Origin of the sequence: Rhodococcus sp. UFZ-B548, from assembly GCF_903819475.1 — a bacterium.
Taxonomy (GTDB): Bacteria; Actinomycetota; Actinomycetes; order Mycobacteriales; family Mycobacteriaceae; genus Rhodococcus_F; species Rhodococcus_F erythropolis.
Map to the genome: position 1 here is coordinate 26,209 of NZ_CAIJDS010000014.1, position 18,346 is coordinate 44,554.

General features: G+C 62.9%; 17 protein-coding genes. 7 read left to right on the forward strand and 10 right to left on the reverse strand.

Annotation, left to right across the window (positions count from 1 at the left end; genetic code table 11):
* Positions 1 to 14: 14 nt before the first annotated feature.
* Together H7C86_RS14420 and H7C86_RS14425 are read right to left on the reverse strand one after the other, a co-directional pair.
* A complete protein-coding gene (locus H7C86_RS14420) occupies positions 15 to 1,304 on the reverse strand; it encodes an ABC transporter substrate-binding protein (protein ID WP_003946022.1) in 1,290 nt (429 codons plus the stop codon).
* Positions 1,305 to 1,474: 170 nt separating this feature from the next.
* On the reverse strand, positions 1,475 to 2,548 hold the full coding sequence (locus H7C86_RS14425; RefSeq protein WP_003946073.1) for an ABC transporter ATP-binding protein: 1,074 nt from the start codon (positions 2,546 to 2,548) through the stop codon (positions 1,475 to 1,477).
* Between the two features lie 114 nt (positions 2,549 to 2,662).
* Between H7C86_RS14425 and H7C86_RS14430 the strand changes: the two genes are divergently transcribed.
* Genes H7C86_RS14430 through H7C86_RS14440 form a run of 3 tightly spaced genes read left to right on the forward strand, consistent with a single transcriptional unit; the run spans position 2,663 to position 4,408 of the window.
* Positions 2,663 to 3,487 (forward strand): DUF2786 domain-containing protein, encoded by an 825-nt coding sequence (locus tag H7C86_RS14430; RefSeq protein WP_021346121.1) that lies wholly within the window; start codon positions 2,663 to 2,665, stop codon positions 3,485 to 3,487.
* Positions 3,484 to 3,981 (forward strand): TIGR04338 family metallohydrolase, encoded by a 498-nt coding sequence (locus H7C86_RS14435; protein WP_182261721.1) that lies wholly within the window; start codon positions 3,484 to 3,486, stop codon positions 3,979 to 3,981. The genes H7C86_RS14430 and H7C86_RS14435 overlap by 4 nt, the downstream gene beginning before the upstream one ends.
* Before the next feature lie 58 nt (positions 3,982 to 4,039).
* Positions 4,040 to 4,408, forward strand: coding sequence for a helix-turn-helix domain-containing protein (locus H7C86_RS14440; RefSeq protein ID WP_020971419.1), 369 nt, complete (start codon positions 4,040 to 4,042; stop codon positions 4,406 to 4,408).
* Here the strand turns inward: H7C86_RS14440 and H7C86_RS14445 are convergent, their stop codons facing one another.
* Both H7C86_RS14445 and H7C86_RS14450 read right to left on the reverse strand, forming a co-directional pair.
* Entirely contained in the window at positions 4,409 to 4,996 is a 588-nt protein-coding gene (locus H7C86_RS14445) for an ATP-dependent Clp protease proteolytic subunit (RefSeq protein WP_003945993.1), read from the reverse strand.
* Between the two features lie 4 nt (positions 4,997 to 5,000).
* Positions 5,001 to 5,609, reverse strand: a complete 609-nt coding sequence (locus H7C86_RS14450) for a ClpP family protease (RefSeq protein WP_020909763.1) — start codon at positions 5,607 to 5,609, stop codon at positions 5,001 to 5,003.
* A 329-nt stretch (positions 5,610 to 5,938) separates the two neighbouring features.
* Between H7C86_RS14450 and H7C86_RS14455 the strand changes: the two genes are divergently transcribed.
* Entirely contained in the window at positions 5,939 to 6,733 is a 795-nt protein-coding gene (locus H7C86_RS14455) for an LLM class F420-dependent oxidoreductase (RefSeq protein WP_182261722.1), read from the forward strand.
* Here H7C86_RS14455 and H7C86_RS14460 read toward each other — a convergent pair.
* Genes H7C86_RS14460 through H7C86_RS14470 form a run of 3 tightly spaced genes read right to left on the reverse strand, consistent with a single transcriptional unit; the run spans position 6,655 to position 10,966 of the window.
* A complete protein-coding gene (locus H7C86_RS14460; protein WP_182261723.1) occupies positions 6,655 to 7,884 on the reverse strand; it encodes a CaiB/BaiF CoA-transferase family protein in 1,230 nt (409 codons plus the stop codon). The genes H7C86_RS14455 and H7C86_RS14460 overlap by 79 nt on opposite strands.
* The gene (locus H7C86_RS14465; RefSeq protein ID WP_182261724.1) at positions 7,881 to 9,596 is read right to left on the reverse strand and encodes an acyl-CoA dehydrogenase family protein; all 1,716 of its coding nucleotides are present in this window, start codon (positions 9,594 to 9,596) and stop codon (positions 7,881 to 7,883) included. The genes H7C86_RS14460 and H7C86_RS14465 overlap by 4 nt, the downstream gene beginning before the upstream one ends.
* Entirely contained in the window at positions 9,596 to 10,966 is a 1,371-nt protein-coding gene (locus H7C86_RS14470; protein ID WP_021346126.1) for an MFS transporter, read from the reverse strand. The genes H7C86_RS14465 and H7C86_RS14470 overlap by 1 nt, the downstream gene beginning before the upstream one ends.
* Before the next feature lie 146 nt (positions 10,967 to 11,112).
* Between H7C86_RS14470 and H7C86_RS14475 the strand changes: the two genes are divergently transcribed.
* Positions 11,113 to 11,991 (forward strand): LysR family transcriptional regulator, encoded by an 879-nt coding sequence (locus H7C86_RS14475; protein WP_182261725.1) that lies wholly within the window; start codon positions 11,113 to 11,115, stop codon positions 11,989 to 11,991.
* On the opposite strand, the gene H7C86_RS14480 is transcribed toward H7C86_RS14475, so the two are convergent.
* The 3 genes from H7C86_RS14480 to H7C86_RS14490 are packed head-to-tail and all read right to left on the reverse strand — an operon-like array spanning position 11,988 to position 15,867.
* Positions 11,988 to 13,679, reverse strand: a complete 1,692-nt coding sequence (locus H7C86_RS14480; protein ID WP_182261726.1) for an acyl-CoA dehydrogenase family protein — start codon at positions 13,677 to 13,679, stop codon at positions 11,988 to 11,990. The genes H7C86_RS14475 and H7C86_RS14480 overlap by 4 nt on opposite strands.
* A 10-nt stretch (positions 13,680 to 13,689) precedes the next feature.
* The gene (locus H7C86_RS14485; protein ID WP_021346129.1) at positions 13,690 to 15,195 is read right to left on the reverse strand and encodes a class I adenylate-forming enzyme family protein; all 1,506 of its coding nucleotides are present in this window, start codon (positions 15,193 to 15,195) and stop codon (positions 13,690 to 13,692) included.
* Positions 15,196 to 15,231: 36 nt separating this feature from the next.
* Positions 15,232 to 15,867, reverse strand: a complete 636-nt coding sequence (locus tag H7C86_RS14490; RefSeq protein ID WP_182261727.1) for a TetR/AcrR family transcriptional regulator C-terminal domain-containing protein — start codon at positions 15,865 to 15,867, stop codon at positions 15,232 to 15,234.
* A 175-nt stretch (positions 15,868 to 16,042) separates the two neighbouring features.
* Between H7C86_RS14490 and H7C86_RS14495 the strand changes: the two genes are divergently transcribed.
* Both H7C86_RS14495 and H7C86_RS14500 read left to right on the forward strand, forming a co-directional pair.
* Positions 16,043 to 17,023, forward strand: coding sequence for a helix-turn-helix domain-containing protein (locus H7C86_RS14495; protein WP_182261728.1), 981 nt, complete (start codon positions 16,043 to 16,045; stop codon positions 17,021 to 17,023).
* Between the two features lie 204 nt (positions 17,024 to 17,227).
* On the forward strand, positions 17,228 to 18,289 hold the full coding sequence (locus H7C86_RS14500; protein ID WP_020971427.1) for a phenylacetaldoxime dehydratase family protein: 1,062 nt from the start codon (positions 17,228 to 17,230) through the stop codon (positions 18,287 to 18,289).
* The last annotated feature ends 57 nt before the right edge of the window (positions 18,290 to 18,346 follow it).

Genomic DNA, 18,346 nt, shown 5'->3' on the forward strand with positions numbered 1-18,346 from the left:
TTGCTCCTGGTAGATCAGTTACCGGCGGTTTCGATGCCGGCCTTGGTGTCCGCCAAAGCCTGCTCGACGGTCTTCTCGCCGCGAATAGCAGCGTAGGTGTTGTCGGAGATCGACTTCGACACCTGCGTGTAGTACGGCGTGACGGGGCGCGGCTGAGCGGTAGCGAGTGCTTCCTTCAGGGTCGCGAAGTACGGGAACTGAGCGAGCACTGCCGGGTCGTCGTAGACAGCCGAGAGGACGGGTGCGCCGCCGACCTCGGTGAAGTACGTCTGCGACTTCTTGGTCTGCATGAACTCGAGGAAGTCACGAGCCGTTGCCGGCGCGTCGGAGTACGCGCTGATGCCGACGTTGTAGCCGCCGACGGTCGAAGCGCCCGGTCCGTCGACACCCGGAAGAACGGTGTAGCCGTACTTGCCGGCAACCGAGGTCTTCTCACCGTCGACCGAGAAGCCGGACCACGTGCGCATGAAGAGTGCCTTGCCGTCACCGAACGCGGTCTGCGACTCGCCCTCGGAGTAGGTCAGTGCTTCCTGCGGGATGGTGTTGTCGGCGAAGTTGTCGACGATCGACTGAACGCCTGCCTTCGTCTTGTCGTCGATGGCCGGGGTGAGTCCGTCCGGGCCGACCCACGGGCCGTCGAAAGCGTTGGTGATCTCGGTGGTGTTGACCGTCAGGCCCTCGTAGTTCTTGAACTGACCGATGTAGCAGGAGATGCCGGCTTCGACAGCCTTCGGGCAGTTTTCCTTGAGCTCGGCCCACGTGGTGGGAGCCTTCTCGACGAGGTCCTTGCGGTAGTACAGGAACGCGGCGTTGGTGTTCTTCGGCGCTGCGTAGAGCTTGCCGTTGTAGGTGCCCGACGCGACGGTCGACGGCAGGAGGCCGGACTCGTCGATCGCGAGGTCACCCTCGAGCGGCAGCAGCCAGCCGTTTGCGGCGAACTGAGCGGTGTTGACGACGTCGACGCCGATGAGGTCGTACTCGTCGCTCTTGGCCTGCATGCGCTGGGTGATGTCGTCGACCTGCGCGTTGGCTTCCTTGGCCAGCGGCTTGAGCGTGACCTTCTCGTCCGGATGCTCCGCATTCCAGTCGGTGATGATGTTTTCGAGCGCCTCGTTCAGGGCATCCTGCCCCTCGACGATCGTGATGGGTCCGCGGCCTTCGCTCGAGGACGATCCCCCGGATGCGGCCGTGGTGCTGGTTCCGCTGTCCTTGTCCGAATCGGACGAGCAGCCTGCCAGTACCAGCATGGACGCTGCCGTGGCTGCAATTGCAGCGCGGCGCATCGCCTTCGAGTTCAGAACCATGGATTCGCTCCCCGTATGTGTATGACAAATAGACGGTCACCGAGAGCCGGCTCACGGCATGCGCCATGGGTGCCGGCTCCCGGCATCGGCCCCTACTGTGGCACGAGACACCCCTACTTGTGGGTATTACGCCGAACCTGAATCGGTCATGTGTCGTTTGACAGGTCCGCCTAACCCAGGCGACGCCCGTCGGTGGTGGCAAAAATGTGCACCTTCTCAGGGTCGACGCGCAGGTTGACTCGCTCGCCCTTCTGCGGCGGGTTGCGCCAGTCACCACGCGAAACGATCTGCTGCAACCGTCCGCCGATCGTGGTGCGTCCGTAGACGTAGGCGTCGGAACCGAGTTCCTCGACGACGTCGACCTCCATCGGCAGGCCTTCGGCGGCGATCTCGAGGTGCTCGGGGCGAATACCCAGAACAACCTCGGTTTCGACGACACCGTTCATCGTCTCGCGCGGAACCGGAACGATCCCGTCACCGAATGCGACGCCGCCGTCGACGACGGGGAGGGTGAACAGGTTCATCGCGGGTGAACCCATGAAGCCGGCGACGAAGACGTTCTTCGGCTTGTTGTAGAGCTCGCGCGGCGAGGCGCACTGCTGCAGGATTCCCTTTTCGAGGACTGCGACGCGGTCACCCATCGTCATGGCCTCGACCTGGTCGTGGGTCACGTAGACCATCGTCGTCGCGAGGCGTCGTTGCAGCTGAGCGATCTGCGTGCGTGTCTGAACACGGAGTTTCGCGTCGAGGTTCGAGAGGGGCTCGTCCATGAGGAAGACCTGCGGCTGGCGGACGATGGCGCGGCCCATCGCCACTCGCTGACGCTGACCACCGGACAGCGCCTTGGGCTTGCGGTCGAGGTACGGCTCGAGATCGAGCATCTTCGCGACCTCTTCGACGCGGGCGCGGATCTCCGTCTTGTTGGTTCCGGCGAGCTTGAGCGCAAAACCCATGTTCTCGGCCACCGACATGTGCGGGTACAGCGCGTAGTTCTGGAAGACCATCGCGATGTCGCGCTCTTTCGGTTCCTGACCGGTGACGTCGCGGTCGCCGATGAGGATGCGCCCGCTGTGGACGTCTTCGAGCCCGGCGAGCATGCGCAGGGTGGTCGACTTTCCGCAGCCGGATGGTCCGACGAGGACGAGGAACTCGCCGTCCTCGATCTCGAGGTCGAGCTTGTCCACTGCCGGGGTGTTCGATCCGGGGAACAGGCAGGTGGTGCTCTCGAAAGTCACTGAAGCCATGACGGGGTTGATCCCTTCTACCGGCAGGAACGTGCCGGACGATCCAAGTTGAGGGTGAGCGTGTGCGCTAGCAGCATAAACGTCCGTGTCGGCGCGCGAGCGTAGTCTTTCACGGTGAGTTCGGAGAAGATGCTGACCCGCATCGGTGCGCTGCTTCGCCAAGCGGAGTCCACCGACAATCCGCACGAAGGTGAAGCCTTCATGGCCGCCGCGCAGCGGTTGGCCACCGGTTCCGCGATCGACCTGGCGGTCGCGCGGGCGCACACCGCGTCCTCGGAAAAACGTGCGACACCCACTCAGCGGCTCATCACCATCGGCGAACCGGGCAAGCGCGGGCTGCGAACGTACGCCCAGTTGTTCATCGCGATCGCCGCTGCCAACGACGTACAGTGCGACATCGCGCAGACGTCGGCCGTCATCTACGCCTACGGCTTCGCCGGTGACATCGACGTGTGCGAAGCGCTGTACTCGAGCCTGCTCTTCCAGATGGTCCGTGACTCCGACGCGTACGTGCGCTCCGGGGCGTACCGCGGCGAAACATCCGTGCGGACCGTCGTCGAAACTCGTGGACGACGACGCGTCAACACGCAGGTCCGCAAGCCGGTGGCCGGAGTGACGGCGCGCCTGAACTTCCAGATGGCGTACGCGTCCCGGATCGGTGCTCGGTTGGCCGAGACGAAGCAGGAGACGGAGAAGGCGGCGATCGCAGAATCTGCCACGTCGTCTTCGGAAACCGCACTCGTGCTGCGCAACAAGGAAATCGAGCTCAAGGACTACTACTCGTCCAACTCCCAGGCACGTGGGACGTGGCGGGGCGGTGGCCGCGCGAGTGCCGGGCATTCCTCGCATGCTCGACGGGCGGGTGATCGGGCGGCGCGCTCCGCACGTCTGGGAAACCTTCCGGAGATCGGCGGGGTGCGCGGGCAGCTCGACTCGTGAGGGATACGCAGCGGAGCGCCGTTTACGAGGCAGAGACGTTGGTGCGCACCATGTTCGATCGCGCCGACGAGCGCGGACTTCGGAGCGTCGAGGTCATGGGTTCCACCATCACGTTGCCGGTCGAGCGCAAATTCGGTTCCGTGGAGTCGGTCCAGGCGTACTGCGATCAGCTACTCGGGCTGAACTGGGTACTCGCGACCTGGCCTCGCGCAACCGTTTCGGTGTCCGTACGCTCCCGCGCCGGCAATGCCGCCGCTCACTACTCGAACGACGTCATCGCCGTCCCGGACGACCGTGACGGCCGGTGGGCGCTACGCGAATTCGTTGTCTTGCACGAACTTGCGCACCACCTCGGCGACCCCACTTCCGACGAGGCCTCCCACGGGCCCGAGTTCGTCGACCGCTATACGAGCCTGGTCGGTGAGATCATCGGACCCGAGGCGACCTTCGTTCTTCGAGCGATGTTTCTTGCCGGTGGTGTTCGAACGGACTAGATGTCAGCCCTCGGTGAACCGGGTGGTGTGCGAACCGGTCGGCTGGAATACTCGGCCTATGGATGCGCCGCGCAGACTGGTCCTGGTCAAGGGTGAGTCGGACCTCCCCGATCCGGCTGTCGCCGTGCGCAAACCCCCGCTGATTCGTGAAGCCTACGGACGAGTGCTGAGGGAGGTCCGACGCGATCAGGACCGAACTCTCGACGACGTAGCCGCAAAGGTCGGGATGTCGAAGCAGTACCTCTCCGAGATCGAACGGGGCAAGAAGGAACCGTCGTCGGAAATTCTGCGCGCCATCTGCGAAGCGCTCGGGATGCCGCTCGAGCACCTGCTGTTCCGAGCGGGCAACAGGATCGTTGCGCTCAACTCCCTCACCTTCGGACATTCTCCCGCCCCGATCTCCGGTCCCGTCCTGATGGCAGCCTGATCAGTTCCCTTCGATGAGGGTGTCAGCCAGTCCGTAGGAGATAGCGTCGTCGGCAGTGAAGATCCTGTCGCGATCGGTGTCCTTGCGGAGCCGCTCGACGCTCTGACCGGTGTGCTTACTCAGAATCGCCTCGGTCTGCTCCCGGATTCTCAGGATCTCGGCTGCTTGAAGCGCGAGGTCCGAGATGGTGCCGCTACCTTGCGTCGACGGTTGATGCAGCAGCACCCGCGAATGGGCAAGAACATGCCGATGGCCCGGAGTGCCTGCGGCCAGAAGCACTGCAGCAGCCGAAGCCGCTTGACCCATGCAGTACGTCGAAATCGTCGGCTTCAAGAACTGCATGGTGTCATAGATCGCGAGCATCGCCGTGGTGGAACCGCCGGGAGAGTTGATGTACAAACCGATTTCGCGATCCGGGTTGTCGGCCTGCAGATGCAGCATCTGAGCCATCACGACATTGGCGACGCCGTCGTCGATCTCTGTGCCGAGAAAGACGATGCGTTCGTTGAGCAGCCTGCTGAAGATGTCGAAAGATCGCTCACCCGTTGGTGTTCGCTCGATGACACTGGGAATCGTGTACTGGGACATGACGTCACAATCCGATCTTGGGGAAGGTGGCTTGCGGTGCGATCTCGGCGAAGGACGTCACGACGCGGTCGACGATTCCGTACTCGCGCGCCTGCTCGGCGGTGAACCAGCGATCCCGATCGCTGTCGGTCTCGATCTCTTCGACGGTCCGGCCCGTTTCGGCGGCGAGGATTTCCTGCGATTGACGCTTCATCAGCTCGAGGCTCTCGGCCTGGATCGCAATGTCCACCGCAGTGCCACCGATACCCGCCGAAGGTTGGTGCATCATGATGCGGCTGTGCGCCAGGCTGATTCGCTTGCCGTGGGTGCCGGAGCAGAGAAGCACCTGGCCCATGCTGGCCGCGAAGCCCATCGCGACCGTCACGACGTCGTTGGGGATGAGCTTCATCGTGTCGTAGATGGCCAGGCCGGCAAACACCGATCCGCCGGGTGAATTGATGTACAGCACGATGTCGCGCTTGGGGTCCGTGGTGGCGAGGAGCACCAGTTCCGAACACACACGTTCGGCCATGGCGTCGTTGACCTCGCCGGTGAGCAGAATCGTTCGCTGTCGGAAGAGCCTGTCTGTCAACAGGTCACGGTACCCGGTATCGGTGGGCGCTTCAGTAGTCATGAATCCATTCCTACCGGCGCGGCGGTGCCGCGGCCCCGCCTGTCTGCTGTGGGCAGACCACCCCTGTTCTTGCCCGCCCCCAGTTTCTGCCCGCCCCCCCCTTTTTGCCTGCCCGCCCCCCCTGTTTTTGCCCGCCCCCCTGTTTTTGCCCGCCCCCCTTTTTGAGCGAACGGCATGTTCAGTCGATCTAAGGCGCCGAAAGTACCGTTCGCTCGAAAAGGGGTGGGTACAAGAGCGGGCATACCCGTCACCGACGGCGGCGGTAGCGGTACCGCGCACACCCGGCCATGATGGGAGAAGACAACCATTCCTCTCGTCAGGAGCGTGGCATGACTCGTCCGGTACGCATCGGTGTTCAACTCCAACCCCAGCACGCACCCAATTACGGGTTGATACGCGACGCCGTCTTGCGGTCCGAGGACGCCGGGGTGGACATCGTCTTCAACTGGGACCACTTCTACCCGTTGACCGGCGATCCCGACGGCGCCCACTTCGAATGCTGGACCATGCTCGGCGCCTGGGCCGAGCAGACCGAACGCGTCGAAATCGGCGCCCTGGTCACCGGTGGTGGCTACCGCAATCCGGATCTGCTAGCCGACATGGCGCGAACCGTCGACCACATCAGCGGCGGACGCCTGATCCTCGGCATCGGTGCCGGCTGGTTCGAGAAGGACTACGACCAGTTCGGATACGACTTCGGCACTCCCGGTTCACGGCTGAAACTGCTGGGCGAATACCTCCCCCGCATCACGGGCCGCCTGGCGAAGGGCAACCCGCCGCCGACGCGCAACATCCCGGTCCTCATCGGGGGTGGCGGCGAAAAGAAGACCCTGCGCCTGGTCGCTGAATACGCCGACGTCTGGCACAGCTTCGGTGACCGTGAAACACACCTGCGCAAGTCAGACATCCTCTCCGACCACTGCGCCGACGTAGGCCGGAACCCGCTGGAAGTAGAGCACTCGGTTCCGTGGCCTGGGCTCGAGAATGCTGCTGACCTGGTCGCCGACGGTGTCTCGCTCTTCACCGTCGGCGTCAGCGGACCGGACTACGACCTCACGACGCTTGCCGAGGCCATCGGTTGGCGCGACGACAACACGCCGCCTGCGTTGAGCGGGCTGGCCTGAGCGGTACCAAGGACTGCGTCGTTGTCGGCGCCGAGAACGGGCGGCGCCGACGTCAGACGTGGCCTCTGGCCGGAGAAGTTGACCGGAAAGGCCACTTGCTTCAACGGTCCGAGCGTCGGATGGTCGACGGTTCCGACCATGCCGAGCGCGGCAGTGTGGGGATCGGAGTAGATCTCGTCGAGATGCCGGATCGGAGAGACCGGTACGGCGCGTTCGGCGAGAAGAGCGCACCAGTGTTCGACGGTCTCCGATGCGAAGGCGCTGGTGAGTTCTCGTTCCAGACTCTCGCGGTTCTCCACTCTGTCGCGGTTGTGGGCAAAACGCGGATCGGTGACCAGTTCACTCCTTCCGATGGCCTCGCACAGCGACGCCCACATCCCGTCGTTGCCGACAGCGATGACGAAGTACCCGTCGCTGGCAGGAAATGCTTGATACGGAGCAAGATTCGGATGACCGGAGCCCAACGCAGTCGGGCGCTCACCGATGGCGAAGTAACTGGTCGCCCAGTTCACGTGCATCGCGAGTTGGCACTCGTACAGCGACGTGGTCACGTACTGTCCGCGCCCGGTCCGGCCTCGCTCGACCAATGCGGCCAGGACACCGACCAGTCCGAAAAGCGCTGCGCCCAAGTCTCCCAACGCAAACCCGGATTTCATCGGAGCACCACCCGGTTCACCGGTGAGCGACATGAGCCCACCCGCGGCCTGCGCGATCATGTCGTACCCCGGTTCGTCGCGCAGCGGTCCTTCTTCACCGAAGGCAGAGATGTGCAGGGTGATCAGATGCGGGTATCGCTCGGACAGCGCCTGGTAGTCGAAGATCTTCTGTAATCCGCTGCCCGGCTTGAAGTTCTCCACGACTACATCGGTCTCTTCGAGCATGCGGTGGATGATCTCCTGTCCTTCGGTGGACTTGAGGTCGATCGTGACCGACTTCTTACCGCGGTTGATCGCGAGGTAGTAGGCGGCATCTACCCCGACGAAGGGAGGCCCCCACGAACGCGTGGGGTCGCCGCCTTCAGGGTGTTCGATCTTGGTGACGTCGGCACCGAGATCGGCAAGCGACATGGTTGCGTACGGCCCGGCAAGGATCTTCGACAGATCCAGAACACGGACACCGGCGAGGGGTGTGGGGCCTGTTGGCGAGTTCACCGATGACCACCTGCTACAGAGAGGAACTCGGCTACGACGTCACGTGCATCATCCAGCTCGACGTCACCGCCGTCGGTGATCACGTCGAGATTGCCGAGCGCAGCCGACGGCACCTTCCCCACAAGACCGGCCAGGTAGGAATTCGCCACCAGCAGTGACCGGTACCCATTACCGTGTCGGATGCCGTGATCCGCAAGATCGAAAAGCAGGGTCGCCATGACGGTACGAGCGAGCTCGTCGGCATACTTTGCGCTGGCGGCCTGGGCGGCATCGTCAGATCCGGAGATCAGACGATCTCCTTCCTCTACCAGTTCCTCCCAGCGCCGCAACAGAACTCCGGCCCCGGCTTCGCAATCCAGTCCGACGGTGGACAAGATGTCCGTCATCGCTTCCGCGACCGTGCGGTGCGAGTTGAACTTGCGTAGGCACCGAAGTACGTCCAGCGCAATGACATTGCTCGAGCCCTCCCAGATCGAGCCCAAGTGGGCATCCCGCACTAGTCGCGCGTTGGCCCATTCCTCGATGTAGCCGTTTCCTCCGCGCACCTCCATGGCCTCGCCGGTGACCACCCGCGCGCGTTTGCAGACAAAGTGTTTGGCGATCGGTGTCAGTACCCTGATCAGTGCGCGCGCCTGTTCGTCGCCGCCGTCTGCTGCCTGAAGACACTGTGCGCTGTACGCGACCAGGGCCAGCGAAGCCTCGGCATCGAGTGCAAGGGGAAGAAGCGTCGCCCGCATCAGCGGCTGGTCGAAGAGCTTCTTACCGAACACGACTCGGCTCTTCGAATGCTCGACGGCTTCGCGGACTGCTCGGCGCATGAGAGCGCTCGAACGCATCGCATTGGACAGGCGAGACGTGTTGACCATCTCCGCCATCTGGCGGAATCCTCGATCGAGTTCGCCGACCTGGAGTGCGTGCGCGCGGTTCAGCGTCACCTCGCCGCTCGGCATGGAACGCGTACCCAGCTTGTCCTTGAGACGATCGATCGTGAGGTTGTTGCGCTCGCCGGATCCCAAGGTCTTGGGCACCATGAACATTCCGACTCCACGCGTCGAACCATCCTGTCCGCCCGGGAATCTCGCGAGGGTGATGATCACATCGGCATCCGGGTTGGAGGCGAACCACTTCTTGCCCGTCAGAACCCATCCGTCACCGTCGCGCTCGGCGCGTGTTTCGGTGCAGGCGATGTCGGTGCCTGCCTGAATCTCGGTCATGAACATCGCACCCGTCTTCGCCTGCTCGGGGTCCGTCGACGTCAACGCGTCGATCCAGGGCGAGAACACGGCCGGATCACCGAACATACGCAGGGTCCGCGCGGCAGCATCTGTCATCGACACCGGGCAGGCCAGCCCGAACTCTGCCTGCACGAAGATGTACGACGCGAGGTACTTCGCGAGTGGCGGATGCACGGAGTCCCATCCGTGCAACCCTTTTCGGTGCGACATCGCGGACAGGCCGTACTCGTTGTACGCCGCCCGGCACAGTTCCAGGTAGGCCGGGTGATAGGAAATCCGGTCGACGCGGTCACCGGCCTTGTCGAATTGCTGCAGCACCGGCGGGTTCTTGTCTGCGATGTCGGCAAGCTCGGACAAGCGGCCGGCGGCATCTCGGCCCAGTCGGTCGAGCAATCCGTTCAACGTCTCTCGGTCCGCCCCGGCGGTCCATCTGTCCACTATCGCTGTCAGAGCGGGGTCGGTGTGTGCAAAGTTCATCAGTGGTCAACGCCTTTCAGGGTGGAAACATCGGTCATGTTCGAGGAGCTCGTCGAATCCGGCCCTTGCGCGTGCAGCGCACTCCTGCGCAACAAAGCCGTCATACAGACAAGGGAGAGAACGACATACACAAGCCCTAGAGCGACGACCGGCCAGATCGAGTTGGTTCGCGTCAGCAGATACTGGCTGACCATCGGGGCCGTTCCGGCAAATACGGCTGTCGACAATTGGTACGACAGAGAGATGCCGGTATACCGAACATTGGTGGGGAAAACCTGCGCCAGGATGCCGGCCAACGCGGCGTAATACATTGCGTGAGGCGCCGTCGCGAGGACCATACCCAGAATCGCCAAGGGCACGGAGCCCGTCTGAACCAGCACGAACATCAGTGGTAGGAGCACGATCTCCGGAAGCAGCATCCAACGGACCGCTTTCGACGGATCGATCCGCGTGGCCAGCACAGCACCGAAAGGCTGTACGAGCGCCTGGGCTACCAGTGCCACGGTGATCACGAGGAGAAAGTCACTGCGCTCGAAGCCGAGATCCGTTGTCGCCCAGGAGAGCGCAAAGGTTGTCTTGACGTACGTGATGGCAACACCGGCAACCACAGCGCCGACGCCGAGAGCAAGTTCGACGGGATGCGAACGCAACACTTCGACCAGCGGCATCCGTGTACGTTCCTGTGCCGCAACAGCCTTCTTCATCTCGGGTGTCTCGGAGATGTGCAACCTGATGTAGAGAGCGACGATCACCAAAGCTGCGGATCCGAGGAACGGCAGACGCCAACCCCACGACTCGAACACGGAATCCGACATCAACGTCAGGCCGAGGAAGGCCAGCGTCGCGAGCAGGTTGCCGACCGGTGAACCCTGCTGCGCAAACGCACCGTAGAGCACCTTTTTCTTCGGGGGAGCGAACTCGGTGGCGATCAATACGGCGCCACCCCATTCGCCGCCCATGGCAATGCCCTGGAGAACACGCAGTGCCACAAGCAGTATCGGTGCCCAGATCCCGATCTGGGAGTACGTAGGGAGGAGACCGACACCGACAGTTCCCAACCCCATGAGCGCGAGGGTGATGATCACGGCGTTCTTGCGACCGAACTTGTCTCCGAAATGACCGAACACCACTCCGCCGACAGGACGAGCCACGAATCCCACGGCAAAAGTCGCGAAGGCTGCGAGTGTTCCCACCGCCGGCGACGCATCCGGGAAGAACAGCGGGCCGAGCACCAAGGCAGATGCGGTTCCGTAGATGTAGAAGTCGAACCACTCGATAGTCGTTCCGACAAACGCCGTGATTCCGGCCTTGCGTGCCTGTTTGGTGTTGTATTCAGGCGGATTGGTGTCTTGACCTGGGTGTTGATCCACGGTTCTCCCTGATTCTCGCGTCGGGCATCACCAAGGGATGCAATGTGAGGCGTGAATCACTATCGTCCGAAATCCATGTAGAGTCCAAGACTTAGTTCGACTCTTTTATGTGGAAGAACCACATAATGAAACCCGGGAGGAGCGACATGGAATTGCGTCAGCTGCGCGCGTTTCTCGCAGTCGCCGACGAACTTCATTTCGGCCGGGCCGCCGAGCGCCTCCACATCGGGCAGTCCCCGCTCAGCCAGACCATTCGGGCGCTCGAGCGCGAACTCGGCACCGACCTGTTTGTCCGGACCACCAGATCAGTGCAATTGACCGCAGCCGGCGAGGCCTTGGTCACGCCCGCACGAATCATCGAAGCGCAGATCGCCGTCGTACGAGATATCGCATCGGCGGCGTCAACCGGGGAAACAGGCCGTGTCACGGTGGGTTTCGACGGAACGGGCGGCTACACGGTGCTGTCGGCCCTCACACGATCGCTGGCCGACTCCTATCCGGGAATCGAACTGGACCTACGGCCGCAGATGTACTCGGGTGAGGTGCTCGACGCTCTCCGACGCGGAACACTCGACATGGGCATAGTCGGCCTGCCCATTCCGCGCGGATTCGAGACTCACACTGTGCGCGAGGAAACCTTGATGGTCGCGGTCCCGGCCAGGCATCACCTCAGTACCAGGGACTCGGTGTCACCGGAAGACCTGGCAACCGAGCGATTCGTGATGTATCCCGCCGAGCACGGCTCGGTGGTGCGCGATGCGACGTTGTCCGTTTGCGCCACAACAGGTTTCACGCCCACCGTCGCGCACGAAGCCCCCGATCCGTACAGCCTGTTGGCCATGGTCGGAGCGGGGGTCGGGATCGCCGTCGTCGTGGAGTCGACGGCGCATCTGTCCATGGACGGGGTCGTGTACCTGCCGATCGCCGGGGCCACGCCCACGCTGAAAATCGCGATGGCATGGCGGCCCAACAATCCGACGCCGGCAGTACACACCGTCACCAGGGTACTGAGGGAGCAGCCTTAGGCTCTCGCGAGAATTCCGGCGAAATCTGTTCCCACAGGCAGAGTTCCGTACTCGTGACCACGGTCGGCGCCGAGGCGAGCGGCAATGAACGCATCGGACGAAGCGGCCGGGGAGTGGCGCACCATGAGCGAAGCCTGCAGCGCCAACGCCATAGCCTCGACGACGGTCCGAGCGCGGAACTGAGCGTCGGCGGGTGCCATCGTGGCGAGCTCACCGAGTTGGCGTCGTACCCGATCGAGGTGATGATCGAGGACCGGGTTGTTGCCGCGAGCGAGGTTGACCTCGTGGTCGAAGGCGGCAACGGAATCGGGTTCACGGGTCATAGCGCGCAGGACATCGAGCGCGATGACGTTGCCCGACCCCTCCCACACGGCCATGACGGGCTGCTCACGGTAGCGACGGGCAAGCGGGAAGTCCTCGGTGTAGCCGTTGCCGCCCAGGCACTCGAGTGCCTCGTAGGAGTGGTGCGGGCCGCGCTTGCAGATCCAGTACTTCGCAACAGCCGTCGCGAGTCGGCGGAACGCCTTTTCCTGCTCGTCCGCGTCCTCGTCCTGCGCGCGAGCCAATCGCAGTGCGGTGATGGTGGCGGCTTCGGATTCGAGAGCCAGATCGGCAAGCACCGACGTCATCGCCGGCTGATCTGCCAGGACGGCACCGAAAGCGCTGCGGTGCCGTGCATGCCACACCGCTTCGGCGACCGACTGACGCATACCTGCCGTGCTGCCGAGGATGCAGTCGAGTCGCGTCTGGGACACCATTTCGATGATGGTCCGCACGCCACGACCCGGTTCGCCGATCATGGTGCCGACGGTGCCGTCGAGTTCGATCTCGGACGACGCGTTGGACTTGTTGCCCAGCTTGTTCTTCAGACGCTGGATACGGAAGACGTTGCGTGTGCCGTCGGGCAGGATGCGGGGGAGAAGGAAGCAGGAAAGTCCCTCGCCGGCAGCGCCTTCGGCCTGAGCGAGAACCAGGAAGGCGTCGGACATCGGCGCGGAGCAGAACCACTTGTGTCCGGTGAGCAGGTAGTCCGCACCCGGGCCGCCACGTCCGGCCGGCTTGGCGATGGTCGTGTTGGCTCGCACGTCGGAGCCGCCCTGCTTTTCCGTCATCGACATTCCGAATATCGCGGATGCCTTTCCGGGAGCATCCAACTCGGGGGTGTAACTCCGAGACAGGGCTCGCGGCGTCCAGAGAGCGGCCACGTCCGGTTGCAGCTCGAGCGAGGGGATCACGGCGTGCGTCATGGAGATCGGGCACGCGTGGCCCGGTTCGACCTGGGAGAAGAGCATGAATGCCGCGGCCCGAGCCACGTTGGCACCCGGCTTCGGGTCAGCCCAGGCAGAGGTGTGCGCACCGTGCGCAACGGCAGCAGAGATGATCCGGTGATACGACGGATGGTATTCGACCTCGTCGATGCGGTTTCCCCAGCGATCGAAGGTCTTCAATTCGGGGATCACCGTGTTGGCCAGCTCGGCGTCGTGCTGGAATCCAGCACTGCCAACCAGTTCACCAATATCGGTGAGTTCGCTTGTGGCCCAATCGGCGTCGTGGCGCGCGACGCCTTCGGCCAGGACCGTATCGAGCTGGAACTCGTTGACGTCCGTGCGCGGTACCGACTGGTTGAGCACTGCATGGGTGCGATGCGGAGCCGGGTGGGTGACGGTCTTCTCGGAAATATCAGTCATGACAGGCCTTTCAGCTCGCTGCGCGGATGAGGTGCTTCTGGATCTTGCCGGTCGGTGTACGCGGAAGTATGGTCGCGAACACCACTTCACGCGGAATCTTGTAGCGCGCCAACTTGTCCGAGAGGTAGTCCTTGATGTCGTCGGCGCTGATGACATCCGGTTCACGCCAGACGACGTGTGCGACGACGGTCTCGCCCCATTCTTCGTTGGGTTTTCCGACAACGGCGACGTCGACGACGTCCGGGTGGCCGGAGATCACGTCCTCGACCTCCTTGGAGTAGACGTTCTCACCGCCCGTGATGATCATGTCCTTCGCGCGGTCGACGATGAAGAGGTAACCGTCCGCATCCTTGCGCGCCAGATCGCCGGTGCGATACCAACCTCCGTCGGCAAAAGCAGCCTTCGTGGCAGTGGGGTCGTCGAGGTAACCCTGCATGACGGTGTCGGCACGCAGCCAGATCTCACCGATCTGATCGGGCTCCGCGTCGGTGCCGTCATCGGCAACCAGGCGCAGGTCGACGCCGGCCAACGCGACGCGGCCGATCGAGCCCGCCTTGCTCAACTGCTCCTCGGGGTACAGCACAGTGCCCACCGGCCCGGTCTCGGTCATGCCGTAGACCTGCCGGAATTCGGTGGTGCCGTACGACTCCACCAGTCGCCGAGCGACATCCGCGCCGATCGGTCCGCCGCCGTACAACCACGCACGAACGCTACCGAGGTTGTAGTCGGCAAAGTTCGGCACGAGGTTGAGTGCAGTGGTGTAGATGACCGGCGGGCCGAAGCAGAGGGTAATACGTTGTTCCTGAACAGTTTCCAGGAATTTGACGGGATGGTACTCGCGCAGCAGCACGACGGTTCCGCCCATGTAGAGCGTGGACATGAACCAGTTGTTGAGCGGGGAAGCGTGCCAGATCGGGACGGCCATGAGCAGGCGCTCGTCCCGAGTCGTCGACACGGCGAGGGCCGCGGTGACGGCAACACCGACGACGTTACGGTGGCTGTGGACGCAGCCCTTGGGTGAGCCGGTAGTCCCCGAGGTGTAGAGGATTTCAGCCGGATCGTTCTCGTCGATGTCGATACCGTCAACGCCCTCCTGGCGGGTGATGGCGTCGTCGAAGAAGTCGAAACCGTCTGCGACAGAGTCCGTGCTGATCAGCTTGGCCGTTGTCTCCAGTCGACCGACAACCGGCGCCAACTCACCGTCGAAGACGCACACCGACACCTTCGCGTGTCCCAGCACGTAGGCAACTTCCGGAGTCTGCATCTTGTGGTTGATGGGGACCACGACGGCGCCCAAGCGCCAGGCACCGAGCATCGCGTACACGAATCCCGGAGTGTTGTAACACATCAGCGCGACGCGGTCGCCCGGCTGCACGCCCAGCGACTGCAAATAGCCTGCGGCGCGTCGACTTCCGTCCTGAACCTGGGAGTACGTGTGATCGTGACCGTCGAATATCAGGAAGGGTTTGTCCGGGGTCTTGGTGACATTGCTGTCGAATACGCGAACGATGTTCATCGAAGTCCTTGTCGGAGAATCACGCTCGAAGAGAGTTCATTCCATCGAGCTGTTGAGTACGGCGTCGGGTATCTGGAGAGTGGCGAAGATGACGGCGACCGCCTCCTCGAGGGAGTAACCGAAGCTCTCGCCGGTGGCAGTTTTCTGAATGACGAGGCCGAAGATCGAAGACCAGAAGGCCTTGGATTCGACGTCGATGCCCGCGCGCAGCTGCCAGCCGGTGCGGATCAAGGTACGGAGGAGGGCTGTTTCACCCGAGGAATGCAGAGTGCGAAGCGTCTCGGAGATCAGATCGCGGAGTTCACCACGGCGACCCGTCATCATCATCGCTTCCACGAACAGTTCGACACTGGGAGCGCCCGAGCCGAGGAGTGATCCGACCAGCTTCTCGGTGTAGTCGCCCACGGTGTCGGCGTCGGCGGCATCGACCTCGGCACGCTTGCCTGCGCGCAGAACGGCTGCACACGCCACCTCGACGAAGAGCTTCTCTTTTGAGCCGTAGTAGTAGGTCACCTGGTTGGGATGGGCGCCGGCGGCGGTGCAGATATGCGCGATGGACACGCTGTCGCCATGTTCGAGGAAGAGCTCGGTTGCAGCGTTGAACAGTGCCATGCGCGTCTGCTTGCCCGACTCACGCGTCGCGCGCGCTGCGGGAACTGACTCGGTGACCATCACGAACTCCTACTTGTTTGTATGACAAACAATAACTCGGCGTTGTTTGTATGGCAAACAATTTCTCCCGACGTGATGACATGTCGACTCCTATCGACATGTCCGATGTGCGGGATTACTCTCTGAACATCGAGCAGCCGAGAACTTCGGCTTTTCTGCGAGGAGGCGCCCTGCAATGCTCGCGCGATCCGGCTTCTCCCTGCCCACACGCACGACTCTCACGGGCGACTGGGCAGATTTGTTGCGTGAGCATTTTGTCGCGCTCGACGTATCCGATATCGAAGACGGCGATGGATTCAGCGGGGCCGTGCACTCGGCCCAACTCGCACACGTTCGGGTGTCCGCAGTTCAATCGATGGAACAACGAATAGTCCGTAGCAGCAGCCTGATCAAGAGTGACGGTGCGGACTATCTGCAAATTGGCATGATCCGCCGCGGTGGCGCGGTAGTGCGGCAAGACGACCGCGAATGCGTCCTGCGACGTGGCGACTACGTCCTGTACGACACCACGCGCCCCTTCGATTGGCAGATCGAGGGACACGCACACGACGGCATCTGGGGACTCGAGGTGTTCACCTGGCCACGGTCATACCTGTCCCTCAGCGACGCGGAGGTCACGAGCTTGACAGCCATTGCCTTCGACGGACACGCGGGCCTGAGTGGCCTGCTGGGTCGCTTTCTTCACGATCTTGCCTCCGTCCGCATGACGTCCGACGCGAGCGGAGACGAGGAGGAAGTCGTCAACGAGATCGGCAGCCTGGTCAAGTCGGTTCTTCACGCAACCGCGCGTCCGATCGTCTCCCGGCGAACTGGCCTGTACGAATCCGCTCTGTCGGCCATAGACGCCCGCCTCGCTGACCCGGCCCTGTCTCCGGTGGACATCGCGGGATCAGTCAAAGTCTCCATTCGCCAGTTGCACCGAGCCTTCGCCGAACACGGCACAACGGTGTCGCGTTCGATTCGCAGCCGTCGACTCGACGGTTGCCGTCGTGAGATCGTGCAACGCCACGGCGTAGAGCGGTCGCTGACCCAGATTTCTCACCGCTGGGGATTCACCGACCTGGCCGCCTTCAGTCGCGCATTCAAGGCGGAGTTCGGGATCAGCCCGCGGCAATACCGGTCGCAAGCAGTGGCCCCCACAAGTACTGCCCGCTGATCTGTAACATCCTCGGACACTTACCCATTCAACATGATGTTCAAAACGTTCTGTCGCCGACGCCTATCCACAATTCTCGGCGCGGTAGGCCAAGTATCGGGCGCTGACGGCCAAGTTTGCTCGGCCTCGCGGGCGTAGATTTTCGGCACGGCGTTGCCAAGTGCCAGGCACCCGATCCGGCCACCTACATCACAGGGAGCACTCATGGAATCTGCAATCGGTGAACATCTTCAATGCCCGCGCACGCTGACCAGGCGCGTTCCGGATACCTATTCGCCACCATTTCCCATGTGGGTCGGGCGTGCGGACGACACATTGCACCAGGTCGCGATGGGCTATCTCGGCGTGCAGTTCCGCGGCGAGGATCAGCGCTCGGCAGCACTGCAGTCCATGCGGGATATCGTCGCCGGCTTCGACTTGCCGGACGGACCGGCACACCACGATCTGACCCACCACATCGACAACCAGGGCTACGAGAATCTGATCGTGGTCGGGTACTGGAAAGATGTTTCTTCCCAACATCGTTGGAGCACATCAGCTCCGGTGGCCTCCTGGTGGGAGTCCGAGGACCGCTTGTCCGACGGATTGGGGTTCTTCCGGGAGATCGTGGCCCCGAGAGCCGAACAATTCGAAACGCTCTACGCGTTCCAGGACGATCTCCCCGGAGTGGGAGCAGTCATGGACGGTGTCAGCGGCGAGATCAACGAGCACGGCTACTGGGGTTCGATGCGCGAGCGCTTTCCGATCTCTCAGACCGACTGGATGCAGGCCTCGGGCGAACTACGGGTCGTCGCCGGTGACCCCGCCGCAGGTGGGCGGGTAGTAGTGCGGGGACACGACAACATCGCACTGATCAGATCCGGGCAGGACTGGGCCGACGCGGAAGCAGACGAGCGCAGCCTCTACCTCGACGAAATCCTGCCGACTCTTCAATCGGGCATGGACTTCCTCCGCGACAACGGCCCGGCCGTCGGGTGCTACAGCAACCGTTTCGTACGCAATATCGACATCGACGGAAACTTCCTCGACCTGAGCTACAACATCGGTCACTGGGCCTCACTCGACCAACTCGAGCGGTGGTCGGAATCTCACCCGACCCATCTGCGGATCTTCACGACGTTCTTCCGGGTCGCCGAGGGCCTGTCGAAATTACGTCTCTACCATGAGGTCTCGGTATTCGATGCCGCCGATCAGCTGTACGAGTACATCAACTGCCATCCCGGGACCGGGATGCTGCGCGACGCGGTGACCACCGCCGCGCACTGACCGAAGCCGCCGGAAAACTTCGGCCACGTTCTTTCCCTCGGAGGCAACTCGAGATAT

Excerpts from the sequence above, each read along its gene's own strand:
- H7C86_RS14420 (WP_003946022.1), bottom strand. The coding sequence starts at position 1,304 with ATGGTTCTGAACTCGAAGGCGATGCGCCGCGCTGCAATTGCAGCCACG.
- H7C86_RS14425 (WP_003946073.1), bottom strand. The coding sequence starts at position 2,548 with ATGGCTTCAGTGACTTTCGAGAGCACCACCTGCCTGTTCCCCGGATCG.
- H7C86_RS14440 (WP_020971419.1), top strand. The coding sequence starts at position 4,040 with ATGGATGCGCCGCGCAGACTGGTCCTGGTCAAGGGTGAGTCGGACCTC.
- H7C86_RS14445 (WP_003945993.1), bottom strand. The coding sequence starts at position 4,996 with ATGTCCCAGTACACGATTCCCAGTGTCATCGAGCGAACACCAACGGGT.
- H7C86_RS14450 (WP_020909763.1), bottom strand. The coding sequence starts at position 5,609 with ATGACTACTGAAGCGCCCACCGATACCGGGTACCGTGACCTGTTGACA.
- H7C86_RS14455 (WP_182261722.1), top strand. The coding sequence starts at position 5,939 with ATGACTCGTCCGGTACGCATCGGTGTTCAACTCCAACCCCAGCACGCA.
- H7C86_RS14465 (WP_182261724.1), bottom strand. The coding sequence starts at position 9,596 with ATGAACTTTGCACACACCGACCCCGCTCTGACAGCGATAGTGGACAGA.
- H7C86_RS14475 (WP_182261725.1), top strand. The coding sequence starts at position 11,113 with ATGGAATTGCGTCAGCTGCGCGCGTTTCTCGCAGTCGCCGACGAACTT.
- H7C86_RS14480 (WP_182261726.1), bottom strand. The coding sequence starts at position 13,679 with ATGACTGATATTTCCGAGAAGACCGTCACCCACCCGGCTCCGCATCGC.
- H7C86_RS14485 (WP_021346129.1), bottom strand. The coding sequence starts at position 15,195 with ATGAACATCGTTCGCGTATTCGACAGCAATGTCACCAAGACCCCGGAC.
- H7C86_RS14490 (WP_182261727.1), bottom strand. The coding sequence starts at position 15,867 with ATGGTCACCGAGTCAGTTCCCGCAGCGCGCGCGACGCGTGAGTCGGGC.
- H7C86_RS14495 (WP_182261728.1), top strand. The coding sequence starts at position 16,043 with ATGCTCGCGCGATCCGGCTTCTCCCTGCCCACACGCACGACTCTCACG.
- H7C86_RS14500 (WP_020971427.1), top strand. The coding sequence starts at position 17,228 with ATGGAATCTGCAATCGGTGAACATCTTCAATGCCCGCGCACGCTGACC.